Genomic DNA, 23,114 nt, shown 5'->3' with positions numbered 1-23,114 from the left:
TATGGCACGCGGCAACCGTATATTCGCAGGTCCACGCCTGCGCCAACTGCGCCTGGACCATCGCATGGACCAGGCGACGATGGCGCAGGCACTGGGCATATCCGTATCCTATCTCAGCCAAATGGAAAATGACGATCGCCCGTTGACCGCCAAGGTCAAGGCCGCGCTCGCCAACGCCTTTCCCACCGACTGGGCCAGTTTCGACAGCCGCGAGGACGAGCAGTTGCTGGGCGCCTTCGCCTTTGCCCTGTCCCACCCCGAACTACCTGGCCCCGCGCTGGAGCCGGAACGGATCGAGAAGCTGCATCTGCAATTCCCCGAGTTCGCGGCGCGCTACGTCGATCTCTACAACGCCCATATGCGCGCCAATGAGCGGATCAACATGATCGAGGAGGCGATCGCCAACGATCATGAGGTGCAGGCCCGCCTGCCCTGGGAAGCGGCGCGCGACTGGTTTCACGAGGCGGGCAATTATGTCCATAGCCTCGACTGCCTGGCCGAGGAGATGGCCGAAAGCTTTGCCCAGGGCCAGGTGCTGGACGAAGGGATGCTGGTCGAGGCGCTGGCCCGCCGCCACGGCATCGAGACGCTGATCGCCGAGACACCCGATAGCGCACTGCGCGCCTATCGCGCCGCCGACCGGCAATTGTTCATCAACGCCGCCCTGCCGACCGAAAGCCGCAAGTTCATGCTGGCGCACCAGCTGATGATGCTGGAGGGGCAGGCGGTGATCGCCGATGTGGTGCGCAAGGCCGGCCTGCCGGTCACCGGCGCCGACCGGCTGCTCGCGATCGGCCTTGGCAATTATGCCGCCGGCGCGCTGCTGATGCCCTATGCCCCCTTCCGGGAGGCGGCGCGGACGATGCGCCATGATATCGACCGGCTGGCCCGCACCTTCGGCGTCAGTTTCGAACAGGCCTGCCACCGCCTGTCCACGCTGCAGCGACCGGGCCTGCGCGGCATCCCCTTCTTCTTCTGCCGGGTCGACATGGCCGGCAACATCACCAAGCGCCACAGCGCCACTCGCCTGCAATTCGCCCGCTTTGGTGGCGCCTGCCCGCTGTGGAACGTGCATGAGGCGGTGGCCGTGCCCGACCGCATCAATGTCCAACTTGGCGAGACTCCCGACGGCGTGCGCTATGTCTCGATGGCCAAGGGGCTGGTGAAGCCGTCCGGCAGCTACAAGCGCACCCCGCGCCGTTTCGCCGTAGTGCTGGGCTGCGAGGTCGCCCATGCGGCCAATTTCGTCTATGCCGACGGCCTGCATCTGCAGGAGGAAGGCGCCGCGACGCCGATCGGCATCACCTGCCGCCTCTGCTCGCGCCAGAGCTGCGACCAGCGCGCCTTCCCACCCGCCGACCGCCCGATCCATGTCGACCCCGACAATCGCCAGATCGTGCCCTACTGGATCGGCTGACACGAAGTAATAATGGCACGAAAATCCGAAATAAAATTTTACGTTACTTTTACATTTCAATACTAGTCTTTAACCATAAAGATTATGCAGCATATTGAAATATAATTCACTTATATGTCGTGTCACTTTTAACAAAATTGTCATAGCGAAATCCCAGTTGCAGGGCGGGACTGTCACGGACAGCTCGGTGCCAGAACAGATAATCGGCACCCTTGTCGCACATGGTAAAAAGGGATTTCGGGTCAATGAAACAGCTATTGATGTGCAGCGCCGCGCTGGTCGTGGCGGCTGCGCCGACGATCGCGCTCGCGCAATCGACCGGCTCGCAGGATTTCGAGGACAGCATCATCGTCACCGGTGCGCAGGGCGACCAGAGCGTCGGCGGCGTCAAAATCCCCGAAACGCCCAAGGCCAAGGTCACGCTCGACCAGGAGATCATCGCCCGCCAGCGCCCCGGCCAGGCGATCAACGAAACGCTGAACCTGGTGCCCGGCGTCAGCTTCTCCAACCAGGATCCCTGGGGATCGCTGGGCGGCAGCTTCACCGTGCGGGGCTTCAGTTCCGACCGCGTGTCGCAGACGATCGACGGCATTCCGCTCAATGACTCTGGCAATTATGCGCTCTACACCAACCAGCAGCTCGATCCGGAAATTATCGAGGCGGCAACCGTCAGCCTGGGCTCGACCGATGTCGACAGCCCGACCGCCTCGGCCGCCGGCGGCACGATCAACATCCGCTCGCTGATGCCATCGGACGAGATGGGCGCGATGATCAGCGCCAGCTATGGCAATATCGTCGCCCGCGGCAATGACGATGATCGCGCCTATCACCGCATCTTCGGCATGTTCCAGACCGGCGTCTTCACGCCCTTTGGCACCAAGGCCTGGTTCTCCGCCTCGCGCGCGACCAACAAGTCGACCTACACCAACTATGGCGGCGTCGATAAACAGCAATATAATGGCAAGATCTACCAGCCGATCGGCAGCAATGGCGACTTCATCGCGCTGGCGGGCCATTACAACCAGAACCGCAACACCTTCAACGGTTCGACCTATACCACCGCGACCTTCCCCGGCACGACCGACGGCCGCTTCTACGACACCGCGACCTGCACCGTGGACACGCCGCAGACCGGCGTCACCGACTATGCCAATAGCTGCGGTTCGGCGTTCGAGCGGCGCTACAACCCGTCCAACACCGGCAATGTCCGGCTCAATTCGCGCTTCACCCTGGCGAATGGCCTCACGCTGACGGTCGATCCCAGCTTCCAATATACCAAGGCCAATGGCGGCGGCACATCCTATGCCTATGAAGGCGCCAGCGCCGACGGCAATACGGGCGGCTATTATCTCAAGGACAGCCGCAACACCGCCACCAGCAGCTCGACCCAATATTATTATGTCGGCGGCGTGGACCTGAATGGCGATGGCGACACACAGGATTTCGTGCGCGTTCTCTCGCCCAGCCAGACCGTGACCAAACGCTATGGCGTGATCGCCAACCTGTCCTACGATATCGACCCCGACAATCGCCTGCGCCTGTCCTACACCTATGACCGTGCCCGCCATCGCCAGACCGGCGAGGCCGGCTATCTGGAGGCCAATGGCGATCCGGTCGATGTCTTCCCGATCAACAATCCGATCGTCGATGCCGACGGCAATGTCGTGCAGAAGCGCAACCGGCTATCCTATGCCACGCTGAACCAGATTTCGGGCGAGTATCGCGGTTCCTATCTCGACGATCAGGTCATCCTGCTGCTGGGCGCGCGCATGCCCTTCTTCAGCCGCGACCTAAATCAATATTGCGTCACCACCGACGCATCGGGCAATGTCAACTGCCCGGCGACCCAGGCCGGCATCGATGCCCAGCTGGCCGCCAACAGCGCCTATGCCGCGCCGCAGTCGCGCAAGTTCGACTATAACAAGCTGCTGCCCAACCTTGGCGTCACCTACAAGCTCACCAGCAAGGCCAGCGTCTTCACCAGCTATGCCAAGAACCTGTCCGTGCCCGGCACCGACGCCCTCTATGGCGCGCTCTATTTCGACGAAGGCTCCAGCTCGGGCAATCCCAAGCCGGAAACCTCCGACGCGTTCGACCTTGGCCTGCGCTATCAGTCTGGCATCGTCCAGGCGCAGCTGTCGGGCTGGTACACCCGCTATAACAACCGCCTGGCGACCGCCTATGACGCCGATTGCGATTGCAGCGTGACCCGCAACCTCGGCCGCGTCGACAAATATGGCGTCGACGGCAGCGTCGCGGTGCGCCCGGTCAAGGATCTGATGTTCTACGTCTTCGGCTCCTACCTCAAGTCGGAGATCAAGGACGATGTCCAGACCGGCGCCAGCACCTATGCCGCAACCGCCGGCAAGCGGGAGGCCGGCGCGCCAGTCTATACGCTGGGCAGCCGCATCCAGGGCACGCTCGGCCCGGTCGACCTCGGCCTCCAGATCAAGCGGACCGGCGAGCGCTATGTCAACGACATCAACACGGTGAAGCTGCCCGGCTATACGCTGGTCGATCTCGACGCCCGCTTCTCGCTGGAGCAATGGGGCCTCAAGAAGACCTTCTTCCAGCTCAACGTCACCAACCTGTTCGACAAGGTCTATATCGGCTATTCGGGCACCGGCCTCACCAGCACCGCCACCACCGCCTATCTCGGCTCGCCCCGCGCGATCAGCGGGTCGATGGTCGTGGCCTTCTGACCGGACGGAGGGGCGCCGGCATCGGCTGGCGCCCCTTCAACCCACCACGGGCATCGCCCCGTCCAGATAGTCGAGAAACGCACGCACCCGCGCCGCCGTGCGATCTTCTGCCGCATAGAGCGCGTGAATATCCTCGCCATCGCCGGGATTATAGTCGGCCAGCACTTCGACCAGGCGCCCCGCCCTGATGTCGCTGGCGACATGGAAATGGCCGTGCCGGGCGATGCCGCCGCCGGCGACCGCCATCTGGCGCACCACTTCGCCCGAATTGCCGTAGAAGCTGCCCTGCACCGGCCGCTGCACCAGCTTTCCGCCGATGCGGAACGGCCAGCCGTCGATCGAGCGGCGGAAGCTGAAGCGCAGGCAATCATGATCGTCCAGATCGTCCGGCGTCTGCGGCGTGCCGCGCCGGGCGAGATAGGCCGGGCTGGCCACCAGCACCATCGCGCTATGGCCCAGCTTCTTCGCCCGCAGGCTGGTATCGCGCAGCGGGCCGATGCGGATGGCGATATCGGCCCGCTCCTCGACCAGATCGACGATCGTGTCGGACAGGGTCAGGTCCACCGTCACTGCCGGATACAGATCACGGAAGCCGGGCAGGATCGGGATCAGGCATTCGATGCCGAAGGAGGGCGAAGCGTTGATCCGCAACAGCCCGCGCGGCGCCGTGCGATCCTCTCCCAGTCCTGCCTCCAGCGCCATCATGTCGCCCAGCAGCACCGCCATACGGTCGCGATAGGTGACGCCTTCCGGCGTGAGCGCCAGCGCCCGCGTCGTCCGCCGCAGCAGGGTGACGCCCAGCCGCTGTTCCAGCCGGGCGATCGACCGGCTGACCGCCGATGGCGTCAGCCGCAGCGCCTTCGCCGCCGCCGCCAGACTGCCCTCGCCCGCCACCATCAGGAAGGTTTCGATGTCGCCGAACCGGTTATCCATGATTTCAAATCACTTCTGAAATGCGAAAGTGCAATCTAATCACCAATGATAAATAGTCTATCTTGGTGTCAACGTCGCTGTCACTTTTCAGAGGAATGCACCATGGATCTTCAGCTTTCGGGCAAGACCGCCCTCGTCACCGGATCGACCGCCGGCATCGGCTTCGCCATCGCCAAGCGCCTGGCTGAGGAAGGGGTCGAGGTCGTCATCACCGGCCGCAACCAGGCCAAGCTGGACGCTGCTGCCGCCGAGCTTTCGCAGGCCGGCACCATCCGCCCGGTGCTGGCCGATCCCGCCACCGCGGCGGGCGCCGACGCGCTGATCGCCGCCGTCCCGGACATCGACATCCTAGTCAATAATCTCGGCATCTACGAGGCCAAGGACTTCACCGACATCACGGACGCGGACTGGCATCATCTGTTCGAGGTCAATGTCGTGAGCGGCGCCCGCCTTGCCCGCCATTATTTCCCGAAGATGCTGGCCAAGAACTGGGGCCGCATCCTGTTCATCGCCAGCGAAAGCGGCCTGCTGCCGCCCGCCGAGATGATCCATTATGGCATGACCAAGTCGGCCCAGCTCGCCATTTCGCGGGGCCTGGCCGAACATACGCGCGGCACCGGCGTCACCGTCAATTCGGTACTGCCCGGCCCGACCCGTTCGGAAGGGATCGTCGAGTTCATCCGCTCGGTGGTCGAGAACAAGGACGCGTCCGAAGCCGAGCGCGAAGCCGAATTCTTCACCAAGCTGCGCCCGCTCTCGCTGATCAAGCGGCTGATCGAAGCCGATGAGGTCGGCGCGATGACCGCCTATCTCGCCAGCCCGCTGGCCGCCGCCACCAACGGCGCCGCGGTCAAGGTCGAAGGCGGCATGGTGCCCACCATCTACTGACCGTTAAGCCCCCGGCCCCGTTCGCTTCGAGCCTGGTCGAGAAGCGTAGAGCATGACGTTTCTCGACACGCTCGAAACGAACGGAGGTTTGTGGCCGGCACCATCACAATCCTGCTTGTGGCAACTGGCCCTGTCGCTCGTTTCCTCCTCTGCCTATGAGGATGAAAATGAGCGATACGGACTGCCTGCCCACCATCGACCAGGCGCTGGAACAGGATGGCTATGCCCGCCTGGCCGGCGCCGACCTGCTGCGCCAGCTGGATATCGGCGCGGCCGGTTGGGCGCCCTTTGCCCGCAGTTGGGACGATCTTGGCCCCGACCTCTTCATGGCCGATGGCGGCCGTTATCGCCGCCGCCGCCACGCGACCTTTCGCTGCACGGCCGGTCAGTTCATCCGCCAGCCCCACCAGCCCCATTATCAGAGCCGCGACTATAACCCGCTGAACGGCGACGTGCAGCGCTGGTTCGATCCGGTCGAGGATGCCACGACCGCGCTGCCGGTAACACAGGCGCTGCTCGCCTTTTGCGCCGGCCATTTCGATCCGGCGTCATCGGGCGACTGGCATGTCGAGATGCACCAGTTCCGGATCGAGGCGAAGGCGGGCGAGCTTGGCCGTCCCACACCCGAGGGCATGCACCGCGACGGCGTCGATCGGGTCTTCGTGATGCTGGTCGAGCGCCGCAATGTGCGCGAGGGCGTCACCCGCATCGGCGCCGCCGATGGCACGCCGATGGGCGAATTCACCCTGGCCCAACCGGGCGACGCGATGCTGATCGATGACCACCGCATCTTCCACGGCGTAACCGAAATCCACGCCGTCGATCCCGCCCAGCCCGCCTGGCGCGACGCGCTGGTGATTACCTTTCAATCCTCCCCGGCACGGGGAGGTGGCATCGCGTAGCGATGACGGAGGGGGCTGGCCGACGGCACGCCCCCTCCACCCCCGGCTTCGCCAGCGGTCCCCCTCCCCGCAGGCGGGGAGGATTATTTCAGCAGTACCAGCTCTTCGGCCATGCTGGGGTGCAGCGCCACGGTATCGTCGAAATCCTGCTTGGTGAGGCCCGCCTTCACCGCAACCGCCGCCGCCTGCAAAATCTCCGGCGCGTCCGGACCGATCATGTGCAGGCCCACCACCTTGTTGGTGGTCGCGTCGACGACCATCTTGTAGAGCGCCCGCTCGTCGCGCCCGGCCAGCACATTCTTCATCGGCCGGAAGTCGGAGGTGTAGACCTTCACGGTGCCATATTTGTTCTTGGCCTGCGCTTCGGTCAGGCCGACGCCAGCCAGCGGCGGATGGCTGAACACGGCCGAGGGCACACAGCTATAGTCGACGGTGCGCGGATTGTTGCCGAACACGGTGTCGGCAAAGGCATGACCCTCGCGGATCGCCACCGGGGTCAGTTGCAGCCGATCGGTGACGTCGCCCACGGCGTAGATGCTCTCGCAGCTGGTGCGGCTATATTCGTCGACCTTGATCGCGCCCTTGTCGTCGATCTCGACGCCGGCATTCTCCAGTCCCAGCCCGTCGGTGTGCGGGCGGCGGCCGGTGGCGAACAGCACGATGTCGGCCGCGACCGGATCGCCATTCTTGAAGTGGACGCACAAGGTGCCGTCCTCCTTCTTCTCGATCTTCTCCATCTGCGCGTTGAAGCGGAAATTAATCCCCTTCATCGTCGAAATCTGGAGCAGGCGGTCGCGGATCTGCTCGTCATAGCCGCGCAGCAGCGTGCCGCCCCGGTTGACCATCGTCACATGGCTGCCGAACTGGTGGAAGATGCCGGCAAATTCATTGGCGATATAGCCGCCACCAACGATCACGATGCGCTTGGGGCACTCGTCCAGATGGAACACCTCGTTGGAGGTGATGCCATGTTCGGCGCCCTCCACTTGCGGGATCAGCGGCCAGGCACCGGTCGCGACCAGGATGACCTTGGCCGTCACCTCGCGCCCGCTGGCGAGCTTCACGCTATGCGGCCCGGTTACCGTCACCCGTTCGGCAATCAGTTCAACCTTATGGCTGTTGAGCGTGTTGGTGTAGAGCCCTTCGAGCCGGTCGACATCGGCCAGCACATTGTCGCGCAGCGTCGCCCATTCAAAGCCGCAGTCCGGCACATTCCAGCCGAAGCGGCGGGCGTCCTTCAGATCCTCGGCGAAATGCGCGCCATAGATGAGCAGCTTCTTGGGCACGCAGCCGCGGATGACGCAGGTGCCGCCGACGCGAAATTCCTCGGCCACCGCGACCTTGGCGCCATGCGCGGCGGCGACGCGCGACGCGCGCACCCCGCCCGATCCTGCGCCGATGACGAAAAGGTCGAAATCATAATCGCTCATGCCAGTCTCCGCTCGGCGCACTATCTTGGCGGCGGATATGGCGGCTGGACCGCGCAGTTACAAATGGGAATTTTTGCTGCAACTTCCGTTCGCTTCGAGCCTGTCGAGAAGCATTTCCCGACATCGCCCGAAACGAACGGTCGTTATTGCCTTACTCGCCCAGAGCGATCTCGATCAGCGCCATGGTCGAGGGATCAAAACCGGTCGGACCATTGGCCTCGATCGACTTGGCGATCTCCTTGCCCAGCTCGACTCCGAACTGGTCATAGGGATTGATCCCCATCAGCACGGCATTGGCGAAAGTGCGATGCTCGTAGAAGGCGATCAGCGCGCCCAGCGCTTCCGGGTTCACATCGTCCATCAGGATGGTGGTCGACGGGCGGTTGCCGGCATAGGCGCGCGCCGGGTCTTCATTGTCCTTGCCGCGCATCAATGCCGCGCCCTGGGCGAAGCAGTTGACCAGCAACGCGCGATGATGCGCCGGGTCGAGCGCATTGCCCGGTTCAATCGAGGCGATGAACTCGACCGGGGTCAGGATCGTGCCCTGGTGCAACAGCTGGAACACGGCATGCTGCGCATCGGTGCCGACACCGCCCCAGGTGATCGGAGCAGTCGGCCCATCGACCGGCGAGCCGTCCAGCTTCACCGACTTGCCGTTGCTCTCCATCTCCAGCTGCTGCAGATAGGAGGGTAGCAGCGCCAGTCGCTCGTCATAGGCGAACAGGGCGCGCGTCTCGCAGCCCAGCACGCGGGCATAATATTGATCGACGAAAGCGGCGATCAGCGGGATATTCTCGCGCGGATCAGTCAGCTGGAAATGACGGTCCATCGCTGCCGCACCTTCCAGCAGGCTTTCGAACGCGTCCCAGCCCAGCGCCAGTGCGGCGGGGAAGCCGATCGACGACCAGAGCGAATAGCGGCCGCCGACGCTTTCGGGGAAGGGCAGGATGCGGGTCTCATCGACGCCCCATTCCATCGCCTTTTCCGGCGCGGCGGTTAGCGCGATCACCTTGCCATAGGGATCCTCGACGCCCGCCTCGACCATCCAGTTGATCGCGCTCGCCGCGTTCAGCATGGTTTCGCTGGTGGTGAAGGTCTTGGAGGCGATCGCGATCAGCGTGGCGTCGGGGTCGAACGCGTCCATCGCCTTTTCGAGTGCCGTGCCATCGACATTGGAGACGATCGCGACATCATAGCGCATGCCGTCGCCGCCCAGCGCATCGACGATCAGGTCGGGGCCGAGCGCCGACCCGCCGATGCCGATATGCAGGATATGGCGGATCGGGCCGAGCGCCTCTGCCTCGATCGCGTCGATCAGCGCGCGGGTGCGGTTGTGCAGCGCCTTGGCCAGCGCCACGCTGTCGGCATTGCCGACGCCGCGCTGGGCCGTGTGCTCTGCCGCGCGGCCTTCGGTGTTGTTGACCGCCTCGCCCGCGAACAGCGCCTCGCGCCGGCCGGTAAAATCCTGTTCCTGCGCCAGCTTCAGGAAGCCGTCCACCAGATCGTCGGTCAGATGCGTCTTGGACCAGTCGAAGCGCAGCGGCCCATGGCTCAGCACCAGCTTGGACAGGCGGTCGGGATCACTCTCGAAGATGGTCTTGAGTTCAGCTTGAGGCAGGGCGGCAAGGGCCGCCAGTGCGGGACTGGACATGCGGGAGATCCTCTTGGTCGTTGGTCGATATCGACGCTGCACCGGTCGATTCTTCCTCTCCTTATCCAAAAGCGGCACGCATTGCATCGTCCACGCGCTTGACGCGGCGCGGGCGACCCCGCAAAAGCCGCGACAGGCCGCAGTGATACGTCGCAGCGCGGCACGATCTTGAAGGAACATTAGGCAGACATGAGCGCAAAATCGGAAACGCGGGACTTCATCTGGTTCCTCGCCAAGCTGGCGGTGTTCGTCTTCGTCCTGCGCAGCTTCATCGTCTCGCCCTTCAACATCCCCTCGGAATCGATGCAGCCGCGCCTGCTGATCGGCGACTATCTGCTGGTCGCCAAATGGCCCTATGGCTATTCGCGCTATTCGCTGCCCTTTTCGGTGCCGCTGATCCCCGGCCGCATCTTCGCCTCGACGCCGCAGCGCGGCGACGTGGTGGTGTTCAAGGCGCCGCCGAGCCAGAAGAACGACTATATCAAGCGGGTGATCGGCCTGCCGGGTGACATGATCTCGGTTCGTGGCGGCACCGTCTATCTGAATGGCCAGGCGATCCCGAAGCAGAAGGTCGCCGACCTCGTCATTCCGGTGACGCCCAACATGGAAGATGCCGCGCAGAAGGAAGGCAGCCCCTCCCCCTGCTATCGCCCCGAATTCGAACAGGCCGCGCCGGGCGGTGGCAAGCAGTGCCGCTATCCCCAGTATCGTGAGACGCTTCCGGGCGGCAAGAGCTACAATGTTCTCGACCTGGTGCCCGATGGCGCCGCCGACGACCGTGACACCGTGCTGGTGCCGCAAGGCCATCTCTTCATGATGGGCGACAATCGCGATCGCAGCGCCGACAGCCGCTTCCCGGCGGTCGAAGGCGGCGGCATCGGCCTCGTCCCCGAGGAAAATCTGGTCGGCAAGGCACTTGTTTCGGTCTTCTCGACCGACGGCAGCGCCAACTGGCTGCTGCCCTGGACCTGGTTCACCGCCGCACGCTGGAGCCGGATCGGGGAAGGCTTTTGATGGTGGCTTCGCACAGGCCTGATACCGCAGCCTGGCTGATCGCGCTGATCGGCCGAGCGCCGATCAACCCCGCCGCCTTTGAACAGGCGCTGACCCATGGCAGCGCCAAGGCGGAAAATTACGAGCGGCTGGAATTTCTGGGCGACCGCATCCTGGGGCTGCTGATCGCCGAATGGCTCTATGCCCGTTTCCCGGCCGAACCGGAAGGCAAGCTGTCGCGCCGTTTCAACGCGCTGGTCTCCGGCGAAACCTGCGCGCAGGTGGCCCGTGCCGCCGGCGTGCCCACCCATCTGGTGCTGGGCAAGCAGGCGCGCGATGATGGCGCCGCCGACAGCGACAATGTGCTGGGCGACGTGATGGAGGCGCTGATCGGCGCCCTCTATCTGGAGGCCGGACTGGACGAGGCGCGCACGCTGGTCCGTCGCCTGTGGGGCGACCGGGTCGACACCCAGACCGCCGCACCGCGCCACCCCAAGTCGGCGCTGCAGGAGTGGGCCGCGTCGAACAAGCGCAAGCCGCCCGAATATGTGATGACGGATCGGTCCGGCCCGCACCATGCGCTGCGCTTCACCGTCACCGTCTCGATCAAGGGCGCGGGCGAGGCAAGCGCCACCGGCGGCTCCAAGCAGGAAGCCGAAACCGCTGCCGCGAAAGCCCTGCTGGAGCAATTGGCGGGCTAAGCCTGTCCCCAACATTCATTTTGGTTTAGGAAGACGTCTCCGCGCATTGGCGTGGAGCGAACGGAGCATGTGATTGACCATCGAGTTTGAAAATCAGCGCTGTGGCGTCATCGCCATCGTCGGCGCCCCCAATGCCGGCAAGTCGACGCTGGTCAATGCACTTGTCGGGCAGAAGGTGGCGATCACCAGCCCCAAGGCGCAGACCACGCGCACCCGCGTCATGGGCGTCGCGATCGAGGGCGATGCGCAGATGGTGCTGGTCGACACGCCCGGCATCTTCGCGCCGCGCCGCCGCCTCGATCGCGCGATGGTGCAGGCCGCCTGGGGCGGCGCGCAGGGCGCCGACCTGATCGTCCTGCTGGTCGATGGCAAAGCGGGCCTTGGCGCCAAGATGGAGCCGATCATCGCTGCGCTGAAGGCCCGGCCGGAACGCAAATGGCTGGTGCTCAACAAGGTCGACATCGCGGTCAAGGAGAAGCTGCTGGTCCATACCCAGCGCCTCTATGAGGAGCTGGAATTCGAGGAGACCTTCTTCGTTTCCGCCGCGACTGGCGACGGCCTGGCCGAACTCAAGACCGCCTTTGCGAACGCCATGCCCGAAGGCCCCTGGCACTTCCCCGAGGATCAGGTGTCGGACGCGACCGACCGCATGCTCGCGGCCGAAATCACCCGCGAACAGCTTTATCACCAGCTCCACGCCGAACTTCCCTATGCCGCTGCGGTCGATACCGAGCAGTATAAGGAGCGCGACGACGGTTCGGTCGAAATTCACCAGCAGATCCTGGTCGGCCGCTCCAGCCAGCGCGCGATCGTGCTGGGCAAGGGTGGCCAGCGCCTCAAGGAAATCGGGTCCAAGGCGCGCGCCGAACTGGCCAACCTCCTGGGCGTCAAGGTCCATCTCTACCTCCACGTCAAGGTGAAGGAAGACTGGGAAGAAGACCGCTTCATCTATCGCGACATCGGCCTCGACTGGGTCGACTGATCCACTTCGCTGCACAAGCGAAACATAATCACCATCCCGGTCGTTGAGCCTTCATGCTCAAGACCATCATGGTGGCCACGCGGGATCGCGCACGACTGGCCGAGATTACCAGCGTCGCGACCCGCTTCGGCCTCGACATGCTGCTTGCCCGGCTGGGGCTGGCGAAAGGCGATGACAATGCCGCCGCCGATCCGCCCGACCTGCCCCGCCGCACCCGGCAGGCGATGGAAGCGCTCGGCCCGACCTATGTGAAGCTGGGCCAGATCCTCGCCACCCGGCAGGATCTGCTGCCCGAGGCGTGGATCGCCGAATTCGGCAAGCTGCACAGCCACGCGCCGACCCTGCCCTTCGAGCAGCTTCGCCCACGCCTCGAAGCGGTGCTGGGCGAACCGGTCGAAACCGCCTTCGCCCGCTTCGATACGGCCCCGCTCGCCGCCGCCTCCATGGCGCAGGTCCATCGCGCCACGCTGACCGAAGGGCAGGAGGTGGTGATCAAGATCCGTCGCCCCGGCATCCGCAAGGCGATGGAGGCGGACCTGCGCCTCATCACCCATCTGGCTGGCATCGTCGAGGCCAGCAGCCGCGAGGCGCGCCGTTTCCAACCGCAGGCGCTGGTCCAGCAATTGCTCGACACCGTGCTGGAGGAGCTGGATTTCACCCAGGAAGGCCGCAATGCCGACCGGCTGCGCGAAGACCTGGCCGACAACCCGGCCGTGGTCATCCCGGCGATCCACTGGGCCTATTGCGCGGAAACCGTGTTGGTGATGGATTATATCGACGGGGTGCCGCCACGCGACGGCGAAAGCCTGCGCGCCGCCGGCATCGATCCGGCTGCGATCGCTGATCTTGGCGCCGCGCTGGTGCTCGACATGGTGCTGGTCCATGGCCGATTCCATGGCGATCCGCACCCCGGAAACCTGCTCTGTCTGCCCGGCGATCGGCTCGCTTTGCTCGATCTCGGCCTGATCGGCCATGTCAGCGCGCGGCGGCGGCAGGAATTCCTGTCCTTCATCCTCTCGCTGCGCTCCGGCGACGCGCGCACCCTGGCCGACACGCTGCTCGTCTGGTCGAAGGCTAGTGCGCCCGATCCCGGCCGGGTGCTGGACGCGGCCGAGCAACTGGTCGCCCGCCATGGCAGCGGCCCGCTGGTGCTGACGCGCATGGTCGCCGACTTCTTTCCGCTGCTACGCAAGGAGGGGCTGGTGCTGCCGCCCGACCTCGCCCTCATCTTCAAGGCGCTGATCACGATGGACGGGGTGCTGGGCGCGATCCAGCCCGGCTTCGACCTGTCGCAGGCGCTGCAAAAGGCGCGCGGCCGGCTGGTGATGAACCAGGTCGCAGCCGCCCATGCCCCGGAAAAGACCGTCGCGCTGCTGCTCGAACTCTCGCGCATCGCCGACGACGCCCCCCGCCTGCTGCGCGCGCTGACGCGCCGACTGGAAGCAGACACGACGCCCGCCACGCCATCACCGCCCGACAACGGCGCGAAATGGATCGCCGCCGCCATCCTGGCCGCTGGCAGCCTGATCGCCGCCGCCCACTATTTCGGCTAGAGGGGCGTCGGTTCGGCTCCGCGCCACAACGGAGCAAGCGATAAACTGTTCAGCCGATCAATTCGCCGGCGCTTCATTTTCCGCGATGATCGACAGGGCAAAGTCGCGCGACCGCTTTACCAACGTGCGGACCGTGTCCGGCTCGTCATAGCCTTCATAGGTCGCGACAAGGATCACCTTGCCCGCCGCCGTCGTCAGACAGCCGCCAACGCCGATCGCCACCTGCGCCTGCTGGGTCTGCATCGTCATCGATCCGCCGATGATGGCGCAGCTATCGTCCATTCCCATCGGCACCACCTTGCCGCTGGTCTGAGTCTTGGCGCCGAACAGCGTCTCCATCCCCTTGTCGATGGCCACATTGGTATCGTCCTTGTCCAGAAACGCCTTGAACGCCGGCGTGTCGAACTCCGCCTCCATGAGCTTCAGGAACTGGTCCCGCTCCAGCGTCGCCATCAATGCCGCGACCGGCGCCTTGACGAGGATATAGCGATCCAGCTTCGTCAGCGTCGCGTCGCAGGCATAGAGGGTCAGGACCGTGACATTCTGCGTGTCCATGGTCGCCATCATCTGCGCCAGCGACGCCATCGGCCCCTTGGGCGGGCAATAGCCCTCCGGCACGGTCCAGTGCAGTTCCTGGTCGCCGACCTGAAAGCGCACGACCTCCGGTTCGGCGGCCAGCGCGGGGCTGGCCGCCGACAGAAGCAGGGCGACGATGGCGCAGGCCCGCGCCGCCATGGAGCCGATCATGCCTTGGCGGTCTCCGCCTTCTTCTTGGCCGGGGCCTTCTTGGCAGCGGGCTTCTTCTCGCCCGCTTCCTTCTTCGCCGCCGGCTTCTTGGCGGCGGCCTTCTTCGCCGGCGCCTTCTTGCCCTTCTTGGCCGGGGCAGCCGCAGCGCGCGCGTCGATCAGCTGGGCGGCTTCCTCCAGCGTCAGCGCATCCTGCTCGATCGTCTTGGGCAGGGTCGCGTTGGTGGTGCCATCGGTGACATAAGGGCCATAGCGGCCTGCCATCAGCTTGATCTCCGCTTCGGTGCGCGGATGCTTGCCGAGCACCTTCAAAGGCTCCCGCGACGATCCGCCACGGCCGCCCTTGTTCGCCGCATCGGCGAGCTTGGCGACCGCCATGTTCATGCCGACCTCGAAAATCTCGGCGGTCGAGGACAGGCGGCCATATTTGCCGTCATGCAGCAGATAGGGACCGAAGCGACCGATATTGGCGACGATCGGCAGGCCGGTTTCCGGGTGCAGGCCGACCTCGCGCGGCAAGCTCAGCAGCTTGATCGCCCAATCGAGCGTCATTTCGCCATCGGGCAGATCCTTGGGGATCGACCCGCGCTTGGCCTCCTTGCCCTCGCCCATCTCGATATAGGGACCGAAACGGCCGGACTTCTTGACGATGTCCTGCCCGGTCTCGGGATGCTGGCCCAGGATTTCGGGACCGGTATCGGCGCCATCGCTGCCGCCGGGCTGGCCGAACTTGCGGGTATATTTGCACTCGGGATAGTTGGAGCAGGCGATGAACGCACCGAAGCGGCCACCGCGCAGCGACAGCTGGCCATCGGCGCAGAGCGGGCAGGCGCGCGGATTGCTGCCGTCCGCCTTGGGCGGGAACAGCATCGGCTCCAGGAACTTGTCCAGCTCGGCCGTGATGTCCGACGGTTTCTGCTCCATGATCTCGGCGGTCTTGGGCTTGAAGTCCTTCCAGAAGGCTTCGAGCACTTCCTGCCACTGGGCGCGGCCGCCACTAATCTCGTCCAGCTCGTCCTCAAGGCCGGCGGTGAAATCATAGGAGACATAGCGTTCGAAGAAGCGCTCCAGGAAGGCCGTCACCAGCCGCCCGCTCTCCTCGGCGAAGAAGCGGTTCTTCTCGACGCGGACATAGTCGCGGTCCTTCAGAACCTGCAGGGTCGAGGCATAGGTGGACGGGCGACCGATACCCAGCTCTTCCAGCTTCTTGACCAGCGAGGCTTCGGAATAGCGCGGCGGCGGCTGGGTGAAATGCTGCTCGGCGCTCACCTTCTTCTTGGCCGGCGCATCACCTTCGCTCAGGCGCGGCAGCAGCTTGCTGTCGTCATCCTCGGCGTCGTCGCGACCTTCTTCGTAAAGGGCGAGGAAGCCGGGGAAGATCACCACCTGGCCGGTGGCGCGCAGCGTATGGCTGCCGCTGCCGTCGACCATGTCGATGGTGGTGCGCTCCAGCCGGGCCGACGCCATCTGGCTCGCCAGCGCGCGCTTGAAGATCAGGTCGTAGAGGCGCGCATGATCGCCGCCGCCCACCTTGTCGCGATGGAATTCGGTCGGACGAATGGCCTCATGCGCTTCCTGCGCATTCTTCGCCTTGGTCTGATATTGGCGCGGCTTTTCGGGCAGATAGCCGCCGTCATAGCGCTCCGCGATCGCCTTTCGCGCGGCGGAAATGGCGCTGCCGTCCATCTGCACACCGTCGGTTCGCATATAGGTGATCGCGCCGTCTTCGTAGAGCTGCTGCGCGATCCGCATCGTGTGGCTGGCCGAAAAGCCCAGCTTGCGCGCGGCTTCCTGCTGCAAGGTCGAGGTGGTGAAGGGCGGCGGAGGATTGCGGGTGAGCGGCTTCGTCTCGACCTTGTCGACGGTGAAGCGCCCGGCCTCCACGTCCGCCTTCGCGGTCATGGCATCGCCTTCCTTGCCGATGGTCAGGCGGTCGATCTTCTCGCCCTTCCAGCGGACGAGGCGCGCGGTGAAGCCCTGCCCGCCCTGCTCCATCTCGGCCGAGATCGACCAATATTCCTGCGGCACGAAGCTTTCGATCTCGCGCTCGCGCTCCACCACCAGGCGCAGCGCGACCGACTGGACGCGGCCGGCCGACTTGGCGCCGGGCAGCTTGCGCCACAGCACCGGCGACAGGGTGAAGCCGACCAGATAGTCGAGCGCGCGGCGCGCCCGATAGGCGTCGATCAGATCCTCGTCCAGCGCGCGCGGCTTGGCCATCGCGTCCAGCACCGCCGCCTTGGTGATGGCGTTGAACGTCACCCGGTCGACCGTCTGCGGCAGCGCCTTCTTGGCGCGCAGCACCTCCTGCACATGCCAGCTGATCGCTTCCCCTTCGCGATCAGGGTCAGTCGCCAGGATCAATCGCGTGGCCTTCTTCGCCTCGTCGGCGATGGCCTTGAGCTGCTTGCCCTTGTCGCCATAATTTTCCCAGGACATGGCAAAGCCATTGTCCGGGTCGACCGACCCGTCCTTGGGCGGCAGGTCGCGGATATGGCCGTAGCTGGCCAGGACATGGAAATCCCCGCCCAGATATTTCTCGATGGTCTTCGCCTTGGCCGGCGATTCGACAATGACAAGTTGCATTCAGGCCCCGGTTTGGAAGTCTCTCACGTATACGCGCGAGTCTGTAGGGTAGTGGTGGAGGGCGTCAAGCGCCCTGCGCATCTCGTCTCATGACCGCGATCAGCAAGGCCACGACCAGCGCCGCCCCGCTCCCCAGCCATATCGCATCCTGCTGGAGCATCGGAAACAGCCATGCGCCGGTCACCGCGCCCACCACCAGGCCCAGCCAGAGCAGCGCATAGCTGCCCCAGCCGGGATAGCGCCGCCCCGTGACTAGTCCGGCCAGGCCAAAGCCGATGCGCACCAGACTGCCGGTCATATAGGTCAGCCCCAGCGGCGCCTCCCCTTCGCGCTCTAACACGGTATTTTCTGCGCCCATCGCCAGCGCCAGCAGGCCTGCAGCCCCAAGTGCCGACTGCCCGACCATGAGCGCCGCCACAGCCAGCAGCATCGCGACGAGGATCAATATGGCGCTGCTTTGCCACCGCCCCGCGACCGCGCCGACGATCGCGCCCCCGCCAACGCCCGCGACAAAGCACAGGATCAGGATTGCCGCCGCCGCCGCATCACTTCTGTCGCTCGCAATGCCGACGGCCAGCCGCGTCGAATTGCCGCTCATGAACGACACGAAGAAACCCGATGTCGTCAGGAAGCCGAGCGCATCGACATAACCTGCCAGAAAGGCCAGAGCGATGGCGAAGCCCTGCATCGGCCGATCGAACCGGATCATCGCGCGCGCCGCCGCCTCATATCAGGCTGACCCGGCCACCCGCCTGCCGTTCCAGCCCGCCCGCCAGCTCCAGTTCCAGCAGCACCGTCTGCACGATAGCGGGCGACAGGCCGGACAGGCGGATGACCTCATCCACCGCCACCGCGACCGGCCCCAGCAAGGCGATCACCGCCGCGCGATCGGTATCGGCGACATCGCTCGACACCGGCTGGCCGATGAAGTCGAAGCTGCCCTGCCGCACCATGCGGGGATCAAGCCCGCCGACCGCCTCCAAAATGTCGTCGGCATTCTGCACCAATGTCGCGCCCTCGCGGATCAGCAGGTTGCAGCCCTGGGCGCGCGGGTCGAGTGGCGATCCCGGCACTGCCATCACCTCGCGCCCCGCCTCGGTCGCCAGCCTTGCGGTGATCAGCGACCCCGACTTGGGCGCCGCCTCCACCACCACCGTGCCCAGCGCGAGGCCGGCGATGATCCGGTTGCGCGCTGGAAAATGGCGCGCAAGCGGCTGGGTGCCGGGCGGATGCTCGGTCACCAGCAGGCCGCGCTGCGCCACATCCTCCTGCAAGGCGGCATTTTCGGGCGGGAAGGCGATGTCGATGCCGCTGGCGATCACGCCGATCGTGCCGCTGTCGATCGACCCGCGATGCGCTTCGGTGTCGATGCCACGCGCCAGCCCGGACACGACCACCGCACCGCGATCACCCAGTTGCTGCGCCAATATCCGGGCAAAGCGGCAGGCGGCGGCCGAGGCGTTGCGCGCGCCGACCATGGCGATGCAGGGCCGCGCCGCGATGGCAGCATCGCCGCGCACGATCAGCGCCGGCGGCGCGCCCTCCATCTCGGCCAGCAGCGCGGGATAATCGGCATCCCCCATCAGCAGATAGCGGGCACCGATCGCGCGGGTGGCGGCAATCTCCCGTTCGATCGCAGCGGCATCGGCCACCCGTGCCTCGCCCCCGCCGCGCGCGGCGAGCATGGGAATGGCGCGCAGCGCCTCGGCCGCGCTGCCGAAGCGGGCGAGCAACTGGCGGTAGCTGACGGGGCCGATCCGCGGGGATCGGATCAGGCGGAGACGGTCGAACCGCTCCTGCCCGCTCACTCGGTGACGGCTTTCTGCTTGGAACTGCCGACCTTGGGCTCCTCACCCTTTATCAGCCGGGCGATATTGGCGCGGTGCCGCCACAGCACGATCAGCGCGAGCGCCAGGCTGGCCGGCACCAGATCGATCCGGCCAAAGGCAAACATGGCGATCGGTGCGCTGACCGCGGCCGACATGCCGCCGACCGACGACCATTTGGTGCCGAACAGCGCGCCTAGCCACACGACCGCAAAGACGATGCCGGCCGGCCAGTACATGGCCGTCACCACACCCATCATCGTCGCCACGCCCTTGCCGCCGGCAAAGCGCAGCCAGACGGGGTAGCAATGGCCGATGAACGCCATGGCGCCCGCCATCGGCCCGCCACCATCCACCAGCGCCGCGCCGATCAGCACCGCCGCCGCCCCCTTGAGCAGGTCGAGCAGCAAGGTCGCCGCCGCCAGCCCCTTGCGCCCGGTGCGCAGCACATTGGTCGCGCCGATATTGCCCGAGCCGATCTGGCGCAGGTCGCCAGCGCCAGTGAAGCGCGTCAGCAGCAGGCCAAAGGGGATCGAGCCGAGCAGATAGCCCAGCACCAGAACAAAAGCGGGAAGCAGCCAGGGAGGTGTCATGAAATTCGCCGATAAAGCGTTTTCAAAGCAGGTGGAACAACTGCTGGCTCGGAAAACGCGGTACATCAAAAGACCAGAACAGGACAGCCGATGCAATCGGCCGGCCTGTTCTGATTGTTGCGCGCGACCATAGCGTGACAGGCGCGGGGAGCAATGGGCAGTATCGGTTTACCGCACCCGCGCGGGATTGCCGACCACGGTTGCGCCGGCCGGCACGTCGCGCGTCACCACGCTGCCCGCGCCGATCAGCGCATCGTCGCCGATCGTGACGCCGGGCAGGATGATCGCGCCGCCGCCGATCCACACATTGCGGCCGATACTGATCGGCACGCCCCATTCGATGCCGGTGGCGCGCTCGGCCGGATCGCGCGGATGATCGGCGGTCAATATCTGCACCCCGGTGCCGATCTGCGTGCCGTCGCCGATCGTCACCGGCACGACGTCCAGGATGACGCAGTTGAAGTTCAGGAACACGCCCGCGCCCAGGAAGATGTTGAAGCCATAGTCGCAGTGGAAGGGCGGCCGGATCGTCGATCCCGCCCCCAGCGCGCCCAGCCGCTCGCGCAGCAACGCCTCGCGCTCGGGCGGCAGGGTCGCGTTGAAACGCTGCATCCACGCCGCTGCGGCCAGCTGGTCCGCGATGATTTCCGGGTCGCTCGCATGATAGGGCTCACCCGCGATCATCTTCTGCTTCATGCTGGGCTGGGTCATCCTGGTCTCCTTCGATCGGCCCGCGAGGTGGCAGCGACCGGCCCGCTTTGCAAGCACCGGACGTTGACACTCACGCCCCATGTCGCGACACAGGCGCGCATGACGGTCGCACCAGACGCTCCCATCCTTTTCTTCGATTCCGGCGTGGGGGGGCTGTCCATCCTCGCCCCGGCCCGCGCCGCCTTGCCGAACGCCCCGGTCGTCTATGCGGCCGACAGCGCCGGCTTCCCCTATGGCACAAAGAGCGAGGCGGAGATCGCGGCGCGCGTGCCCGCCCTGCTCGGTCGGCTGGTGGAGCGCTATCGCCCGCGCCTCGCCGTCATCGCCTGCAACACCGCCTCGACCATCGCGCTGCCGCATGTCCGCGCCGCGCTCGACATTCCGGTGGTCGGCACCGTCCCGGCGATCAAGCCGGCGGCGCTAATGTCCAAAAGCCGGGTGTTCGGCGTGCTGGGCACCAATGCCACCGTGCGCCAGCCCTATGTCGACCGGCTTGCCGCCGAACATGGCGCCGACTGCACCGTGCTGCGCCATGGCAGCGCCGCGCTGGTGCAACTGGCCGAGGCGAAGCTGCGCGGCGAAACGCTCGATCCCGCTATCGCCCGTGATGCGCTGGCGGGGCTTCTCGACCAGCCGGGCGGCGATCGGATGGACATGGTCGTCCTGGCCTGCACCCATTTTCCGCTGGTGGAACAGGAACTTGCAGCCGCCGCGCCGCATCCGATGGGCTTCGTCCATGGCGGCGAAGGAATCGCTCGGCGCATCGCCTTCCTGACCGATGGCCAACCCTGGCCGGACACGCCCTCGCCCGGCATCGCCGTCTTCACCCGTGTCGATGACAAGGTCGATGCGCTGCGCGACGCTCTTGCCGGCTATGGCCTTGATCGCATCGACGCGCTCTGACCCCAGGGGGTAGGCCATTTGTCCAATGGCAAAGCGTTTCGATCACACTGATAGGGAATCTGCGTATCGTTGCGAGCGGTTATCGCTGGCAATGGCAGGCGCGCGCAGGTAAATGCACTCCTCAGGCAGAGGATGGCGCGACCATAGAAGAACCGGCGCGCGAGCAACGGGAAGAACGGCGTAGTGAATTACAAGCATATCTTTTCGCAGGCGATCGACCGGCTCCACAGCGAGGGCCGCTACCGCGTGTTCATCGACATCCTGCGCAACAAGGGCGCTTTCCCCAACGCCCGCTGCTTCCACGGCCATAACGGCCCTAAGCCGATCACCGTCTGGTGCTCGAACGATTATCTCGCCATGGGCCAGCATCCCAAGGTGGTCGCCGCCATGGAGGAAGCGCTCCATGATGTCGGCGCCGGATCGGGCGGCACCCGCAATATCGGCGGCAACACCCATTATCATGTAGATCTGGAGGCAGAACTCGCCGATCTGCATGGCAAGGAAGCGGCCCTGCTCTTCACCTCGGGCTATGTCTCGAACGAAGCGACGCTCTCGACCCTCGCCAAGATCCTGCCAGGCTGCATCATCTTTTCGGACGAGCTGAACCACGCCTCGATGATCGCGGGCATCCGCAATTCGGGCTGCGAAAAGCGCGTCTTCCGTCATAATGATCTCGATCATCTGCGTGAACTTCTCGCCGCCGAAGATCCCGAGGCGCCCAAGCTGATCGCCTTCGAAAGCGTCTACTCGATGGACGGCGACGTCGCGCCGATCGCGGAAATCTGCGACCTGGCTGACGAGTTTAACGCCCTCACCTATCTCGACGAAGTCCATGCAGTGGGCATGTATGGCGCGCGCGGCGGCGGCATTTCGGAGCGCGACGATGTCGCCCATCGCCTGACCATCATCGAAGGCACGCTGGGCAAGGCGTTCGGCGTGATGGGCGGCTATATCGCCGCCGATCAGATGATCGTCGACGTGATCCGCAGCTATGCGCCCGGCTTCATCTTCACCACCTCACTCTCGCCCGTGCTGGTTGCCGGCGTACTGGCGAGCGTGCGACACCTGAAGGGCTCCAGCGCCGAGCGCGAAGGCCAGCAGGCGTCGGCCGCCAAGCTCAAGCAGTTGATGCGCGACGCGGGCCTGCCGGTGATGAACTCGGTCACCCATATCGTGCCGCTGATGGTGGGCGATCCGGTCAAGGCCAAGCGGATCAGCGATATTCTGCTCGCCGAATATGGCGCCTATGTGCAGCCGATCAACTATCCCACCGTGCCGCGCGGCAGCGAACGTCTGCGCTTCACGCCCGGCCCGGCCCATAATGAAGAGATGATGCGCGATCTGGTGTCGGCACTGGTCGAAATCTGGGATCGGCTGGAACTGGAACTGCTGGAACGCCAGGCAGCCTGACCGGACAGGAACGGGGCGGCCGATCACAGCGCCGCCCTGTCCTATCGGGGCAAAAGCCGCTATGACGAGCCAGGTCGGAGCCATCCGCCCCGACGCCCGTCCCGCAACAAGATTTCCTACATTGGATATCAAATGTCACAATGTGCGGGAAATGTGCGAAGTTAAGCGCGCCCTTTCCTACAAATCC

19 protein-coding genes are annotated in these 23,114 nt (G+C 65.2%); 10 read left to right on the top strand and 9 right to left on the bottom strand.

The features are described 5' to 3' along the window. The first annotated feature begins 1 nt into the window (after position 1). Together JQK15_RS17010 and JQK15_RS17005 are read left to right on the top strand one after the other, a co-directional pair. Positions 2-1,417, top strand: a complete 1,416-nt coding sequence (locus JQK15_RS17010) for a helix-turn-helix domain-containing protein (protein WP_010338815.1) — start codon at positions 2-4, stop codon at positions 1,415-1,417. Between the two features lie 245 nt (positions 1,418-1,662). Further along, entirely contained in the window at positions 1,663-4,119 is a 2,457-nt protein-coding gene (locus JQK15_RS17005; protein WP_251007823.1) for a TonB-dependent receptor, read from the top strand. A gap of 36 nt (positions 4,120-4,155) precedes the next feature. On the opposite strand, the gene JQK15_RS17000 is transcribed toward JQK15_RS17005, so the two are convergent. Further along, the gene (locus JQK15_RS17000) at positions 4,156-5,052 is read right to left on the bottom strand and encodes a LysR family transcriptional regulator (protein ID WP_125997579.1); all 897 of its coding nucleotides are present in this window, start codon (positions 5,050-5,052) and stop codon (positions 4,156-4,158) included. A 102-nt stretch (positions 5,053-5,154) separates the two neighbouring features. Here JQK15_RS17000 and JQK15_RS16995 point away from each other — a divergent pair, with 102 nt between their 5' ends. After that, a complete protein-coding gene (locus JQK15_RS16995; RefSeq protein WP_169860974.1) occupies positions 5,155-5,940 on the top strand; it encodes an SDR family NAD(P)-dependent oxidoreductase in 786 nt (261 codons plus the stop codon). Positions 5,941-6,107: 167 nt separating this feature from the next. After that, positions 6,108-6,842: a 2OG-Fe dioxygenase family protein gene (locus tag JQK15_RS16990; RefSeq protein ID WP_214866562.1), complete on the top strand. Its 735-nt coding sequence runs from the start codon at positions 6,108-6,110 to the stop codon at positions 6,840-6,842. 83 nt (positions 6,843-6,925) lie between these two features. On the opposite strand, the gene gor is transcribed toward JQK15_RS16990, so the two are convergent. Next, entirely contained in the window at positions 6,926-8,272 is a 1,347-nt protein-coding gene (gene gor, locus JQK15_RS16985) for a glutathione-disulfide reductase (RefSeq protein WP_214866561.1), read from the bottom strand. Between the two features lie 151 nt (positions 8,273-8,423). Next, on the bottom strand, positions 8,424-9,923 hold the full coding sequence (gene pgi / locus JQK15_RS16980) for a glucose-6-phosphate isomerase (protein ID WP_004207241.1): 1,500 nt from the start codon (positions 9,921-9,923) through the stop codon (positions 8,424-8,426). A gap of 189 nt (positions 9,924-10,112) precedes the next feature. Here pgi and lepB point away from each other — a divergent pair, with 189 nt between their 5' ends. The 4 genes from lepB (at position 10,113) to JQK15_RS16960 (ending at position 14,152) form a co-directional block, all read left to right on the top strand. Further along, positions 10,113-10,937 carry a signal peptidase I gene (lepB, locus tag JQK15_RS16975; protein WP_125985982.1) on the top strand — a complete coding sequence of 275 codons (825 nt, stop codon included), beginning with the start codon at positions 10,113-10,115 and terminating at the stop codon, positions 10,935-10,937. Beyond that, positions 10,937-11,617 (top strand): ribonuclease III, encoded by a 681-nt coding sequence (gene rnc / locus JQK15_RS16970; RefSeq protein WP_017499592.1) that lies wholly within the window; start codon positions 10,937-10,939, stop codon positions 11,615-11,617. Before lepB ends, rnc begins: the two co-directional genes overlap by 1 nt. A 73-nt stretch (positions 11,618-11,690) precedes the next feature. Then, entirely contained in the window at positions 11,691-12,599 is a 909-nt protein-coding gene (gene era, locus JQK15_RS16965; protein WP_037519663.1) for a GTPase Era, read from the top strand. Positions 12,600-12,652: 53 nt separating this feature from the next. Beyond that, positions 12,653-14,152 carry an ABC1 kinase family protein gene (locus JQK15_RS16960; RefSeq protein ID WP_214866560.1) on the top strand — a complete coding sequence of 500 codons (1,500 nt, stop codon included), beginning with the start codon at positions 12,653-12,655 and terminating at the stop codon, positions 14,150-14,152. Between the two features lie 57 nt (positions 14,153-14,209). Here the strand turns inward: JQK15_RS16960 and JQK15_RS16955 are convergent, their stop codons facing one another. The 6 genes from JQK15_RS16955 to JQK15_RS16930 all read right to left on the bottom strand — a co-directional run bounded on the left by JQK15_RS16955 (position 14,210) and on the right by JQK15_RS16930 (position 20,614). After that, on the bottom strand, positions 14,210-14,899 hold the full coding sequence (locus JQK15_RS16955) for a hypothetical protein (protein WP_214866559.1): 690 nt from the start codon (positions 14,897-14,899) through the stop codon (positions 14,210-14,212). Then, a complete protein-coding gene (topA, locus tag JQK15_RS16950; protein WP_214866558.1) occupies positions 14,896-17,484 on the bottom strand; it encodes a type I DNA topoisomerase in 2,589 nt (862 codons plus the stop codon). Before topA ends, JQK15_RS16955 begins: the two co-directional genes overlap by 4 nt. 64 nt (positions 17,485-17,548) lie before the next feature. Further along, entirely contained in the window at positions 17,549-18,193 is a 645-nt protein-coding gene (locus JQK15_RS16945; protein ID WP_251007822.1) for a YoaK family protein, read from the bottom strand. A gap of 16 nt (positions 18,194-18,209) precedes the next feature. Continuing rightward, positions 18,210-19,292 (bottom strand): DNA-processing protein DprA, encoded by a 1,083-nt coding sequence (dprA, locus tag JQK15_RS16940; protein ID WP_214866557.1) that lies wholly within the window; start codon positions 19,290-19,292, stop codon positions 18,210-18,212. Then, entirely contained in the window at positions 19,289-19,903 is a 615-nt protein-coding gene (gene plsY / locus JQK15_RS16935; protein WP_214866556.1) for a glycerol-3-phosphate 1-O-acyltransferase PlsY, read from the bottom strand. The genes dprA and plsY overlap by 4 nt, the downstream gene beginning before the upstream one ends. Before the next feature lie 168 nt (positions 19,904-20,071). Then, a complete protein-coding gene (locus JQK15_RS16930; protein ID WP_214866555.1) occupies positions 20,072-20,614 on the bottom strand; it encodes a sugar O-acetyltransferase in 543 nt (180 codons plus the stop codon). A gap of 99 nt (positions 20,615-20,713) precedes the next feature. On the opposite strand from JQK15_RS16930, the gene murI reads away from it, so the two are divergent. Then, positions 20,714-21,517: a glutamate racemase gene (murI, locus tag JQK15_RS16925; protein WP_214866616.1), complete on the top strand. Its 804-nt coding sequence runs from the start codon at positions 20,714-20,716 to the stop codon at positions 21,515-21,517. A 183-nt stretch (positions 21,518-21,700) separates the two neighbouring features. After that, entirely contained in the window at positions 21,701-22,927 is a 1,227-nt protein-coding gene (hemA, locus tag JQK15_RS16920; RefSeq protein ID WP_214866554.1) for a 5-aminolevulinate synthase, read from the top strand. The last annotated feature ends 187 nt before the right edge of the window (positions 22,928-23,114 follow it).

The sequence above is a fragment of the Sphingobium sp. BHU LFT2 genome, assembly GCF_018604485.1.
Classification (GTDB): Bacteria; Pseudomonadota; Alphaproteobacteria; order Sphingomonadales; family Sphingomonadaceae; genus Sphingobium; species Sphingobium yanoikuyae_A.
This window is presented reverse-complemented; position numbering and strand designations above follow the sequence as displayed.

Excerpts from the sequence above, each read along its gene's own strand:
- JQK15_RS17010 (WP_010338815.1), top strand. The coding sequence starts at position 2 with ATGGCACGCGGCAACCGTATATTCGCAGGTCCACGCCTGCGCCAACTG.
- JQK15_RS17005 (WP_251007823.1), top strand. The coding sequence starts at position 1,663 with ATGAAACAGCTATTGATGTGCAGCGCCGCGCTGGTCGTGGCGGCTGCG.
- JQK15_RS17000 (WP_125997579.1), bottom strand. The coding sequence starts at position 5,052 with ATGGATAACCGGTTCGGCGACATCGAAACCTTCCTGATGGTGGCGGGC.
- JQK15_RS16995 (WP_169860974.1), top strand. The coding sequence starts at position 5,155 with ATGGATCTTCAGCTTTCGGGCAAGACCGCCCTCGTCACCGGATCGACC.
- JQK15_RS16990 (WP_214866562.1), top strand. The coding sequence starts at position 6,108 with ATGAGCGATACGGACTGCCTGCCCACCATCGACCAGGCGCTGGAACAG.
- gor (WP_214866561.1), bottom strand. The coding sequence starts at position 8,272 with ATGAGCGATTATGATTTCGACCTTTTCGTCATCGGCGCAGGATCGGGC.
- pgi (WP_004207241.1), bottom strand. The coding sequence starts at position 9,923 with ATGTCCAGTCCCGCACTGGCGGCCCTTGCCGCCCTGCCTCAAGCTGAA.
- lepB (WP_125985982.1), top strand. The coding sequence starts at position 10,113 with ATGAGCGCAAAATCGGAAACGCGGGACTTCATCTGGTTCCTCGCCAAG.
- rnc (WP_017499592.1), top strand. The coding sequence starts at position 10,937 with ATGGTGGCTTCGCACAGGCCTGATACCGCAGCCTGGCTGATCGCGCTG.
- JQK15_RS16960 (WP_214866560.1), top strand. The coding sequence starts at position 12,653 with ATGCTCAAGACCATCATGGTGGCCACGCGGGATCGCGCACGACTGGCC.
- JQK15_RS16955 (WP_214866559.1), bottom strand. The coding sequence starts at position 14,899 with ATGATCGGCTCCATGGCGGCGCGGGCCTGCGCCATCGTCGCCCTGCTT.
- topA (WP_214866558.1), bottom strand. The coding sequence starts at position 17,484 with ATGCAACTTGTCATTGTCGAATCGCCGGCCAAGGCGAAGACCATCGAG.
- JQK15_RS16945 (WP_251007822.1), bottom strand. The coding sequence starts at position 18,193 with ATGATCCGGTTCGATCGGCCGATGCAGGGCTTCGCCATCGCTCTGGCC.
- plsY (WP_214866556.1), bottom strand. The coding sequence starts at position 19,903 with ATGACACCTCCCTGGCTGCTTCCCGCTTTTGTTCTGGTGCTGGGCTAT.
- JQK15_RS16930 (WP_214866555.1), bottom strand. The coding sequence starts at position 20,614 with ATGACCCAGCCCAGCATGAAGCAGAAGATGATCGCGGGTGAGCCCTAT.
- murI (WP_214866616.1), top strand. The coding sequence starts at position 20,714 with ATGACGGTCGCACCAGACGCTCCCATCCTTTTCTTCGATTCCGGCGTG.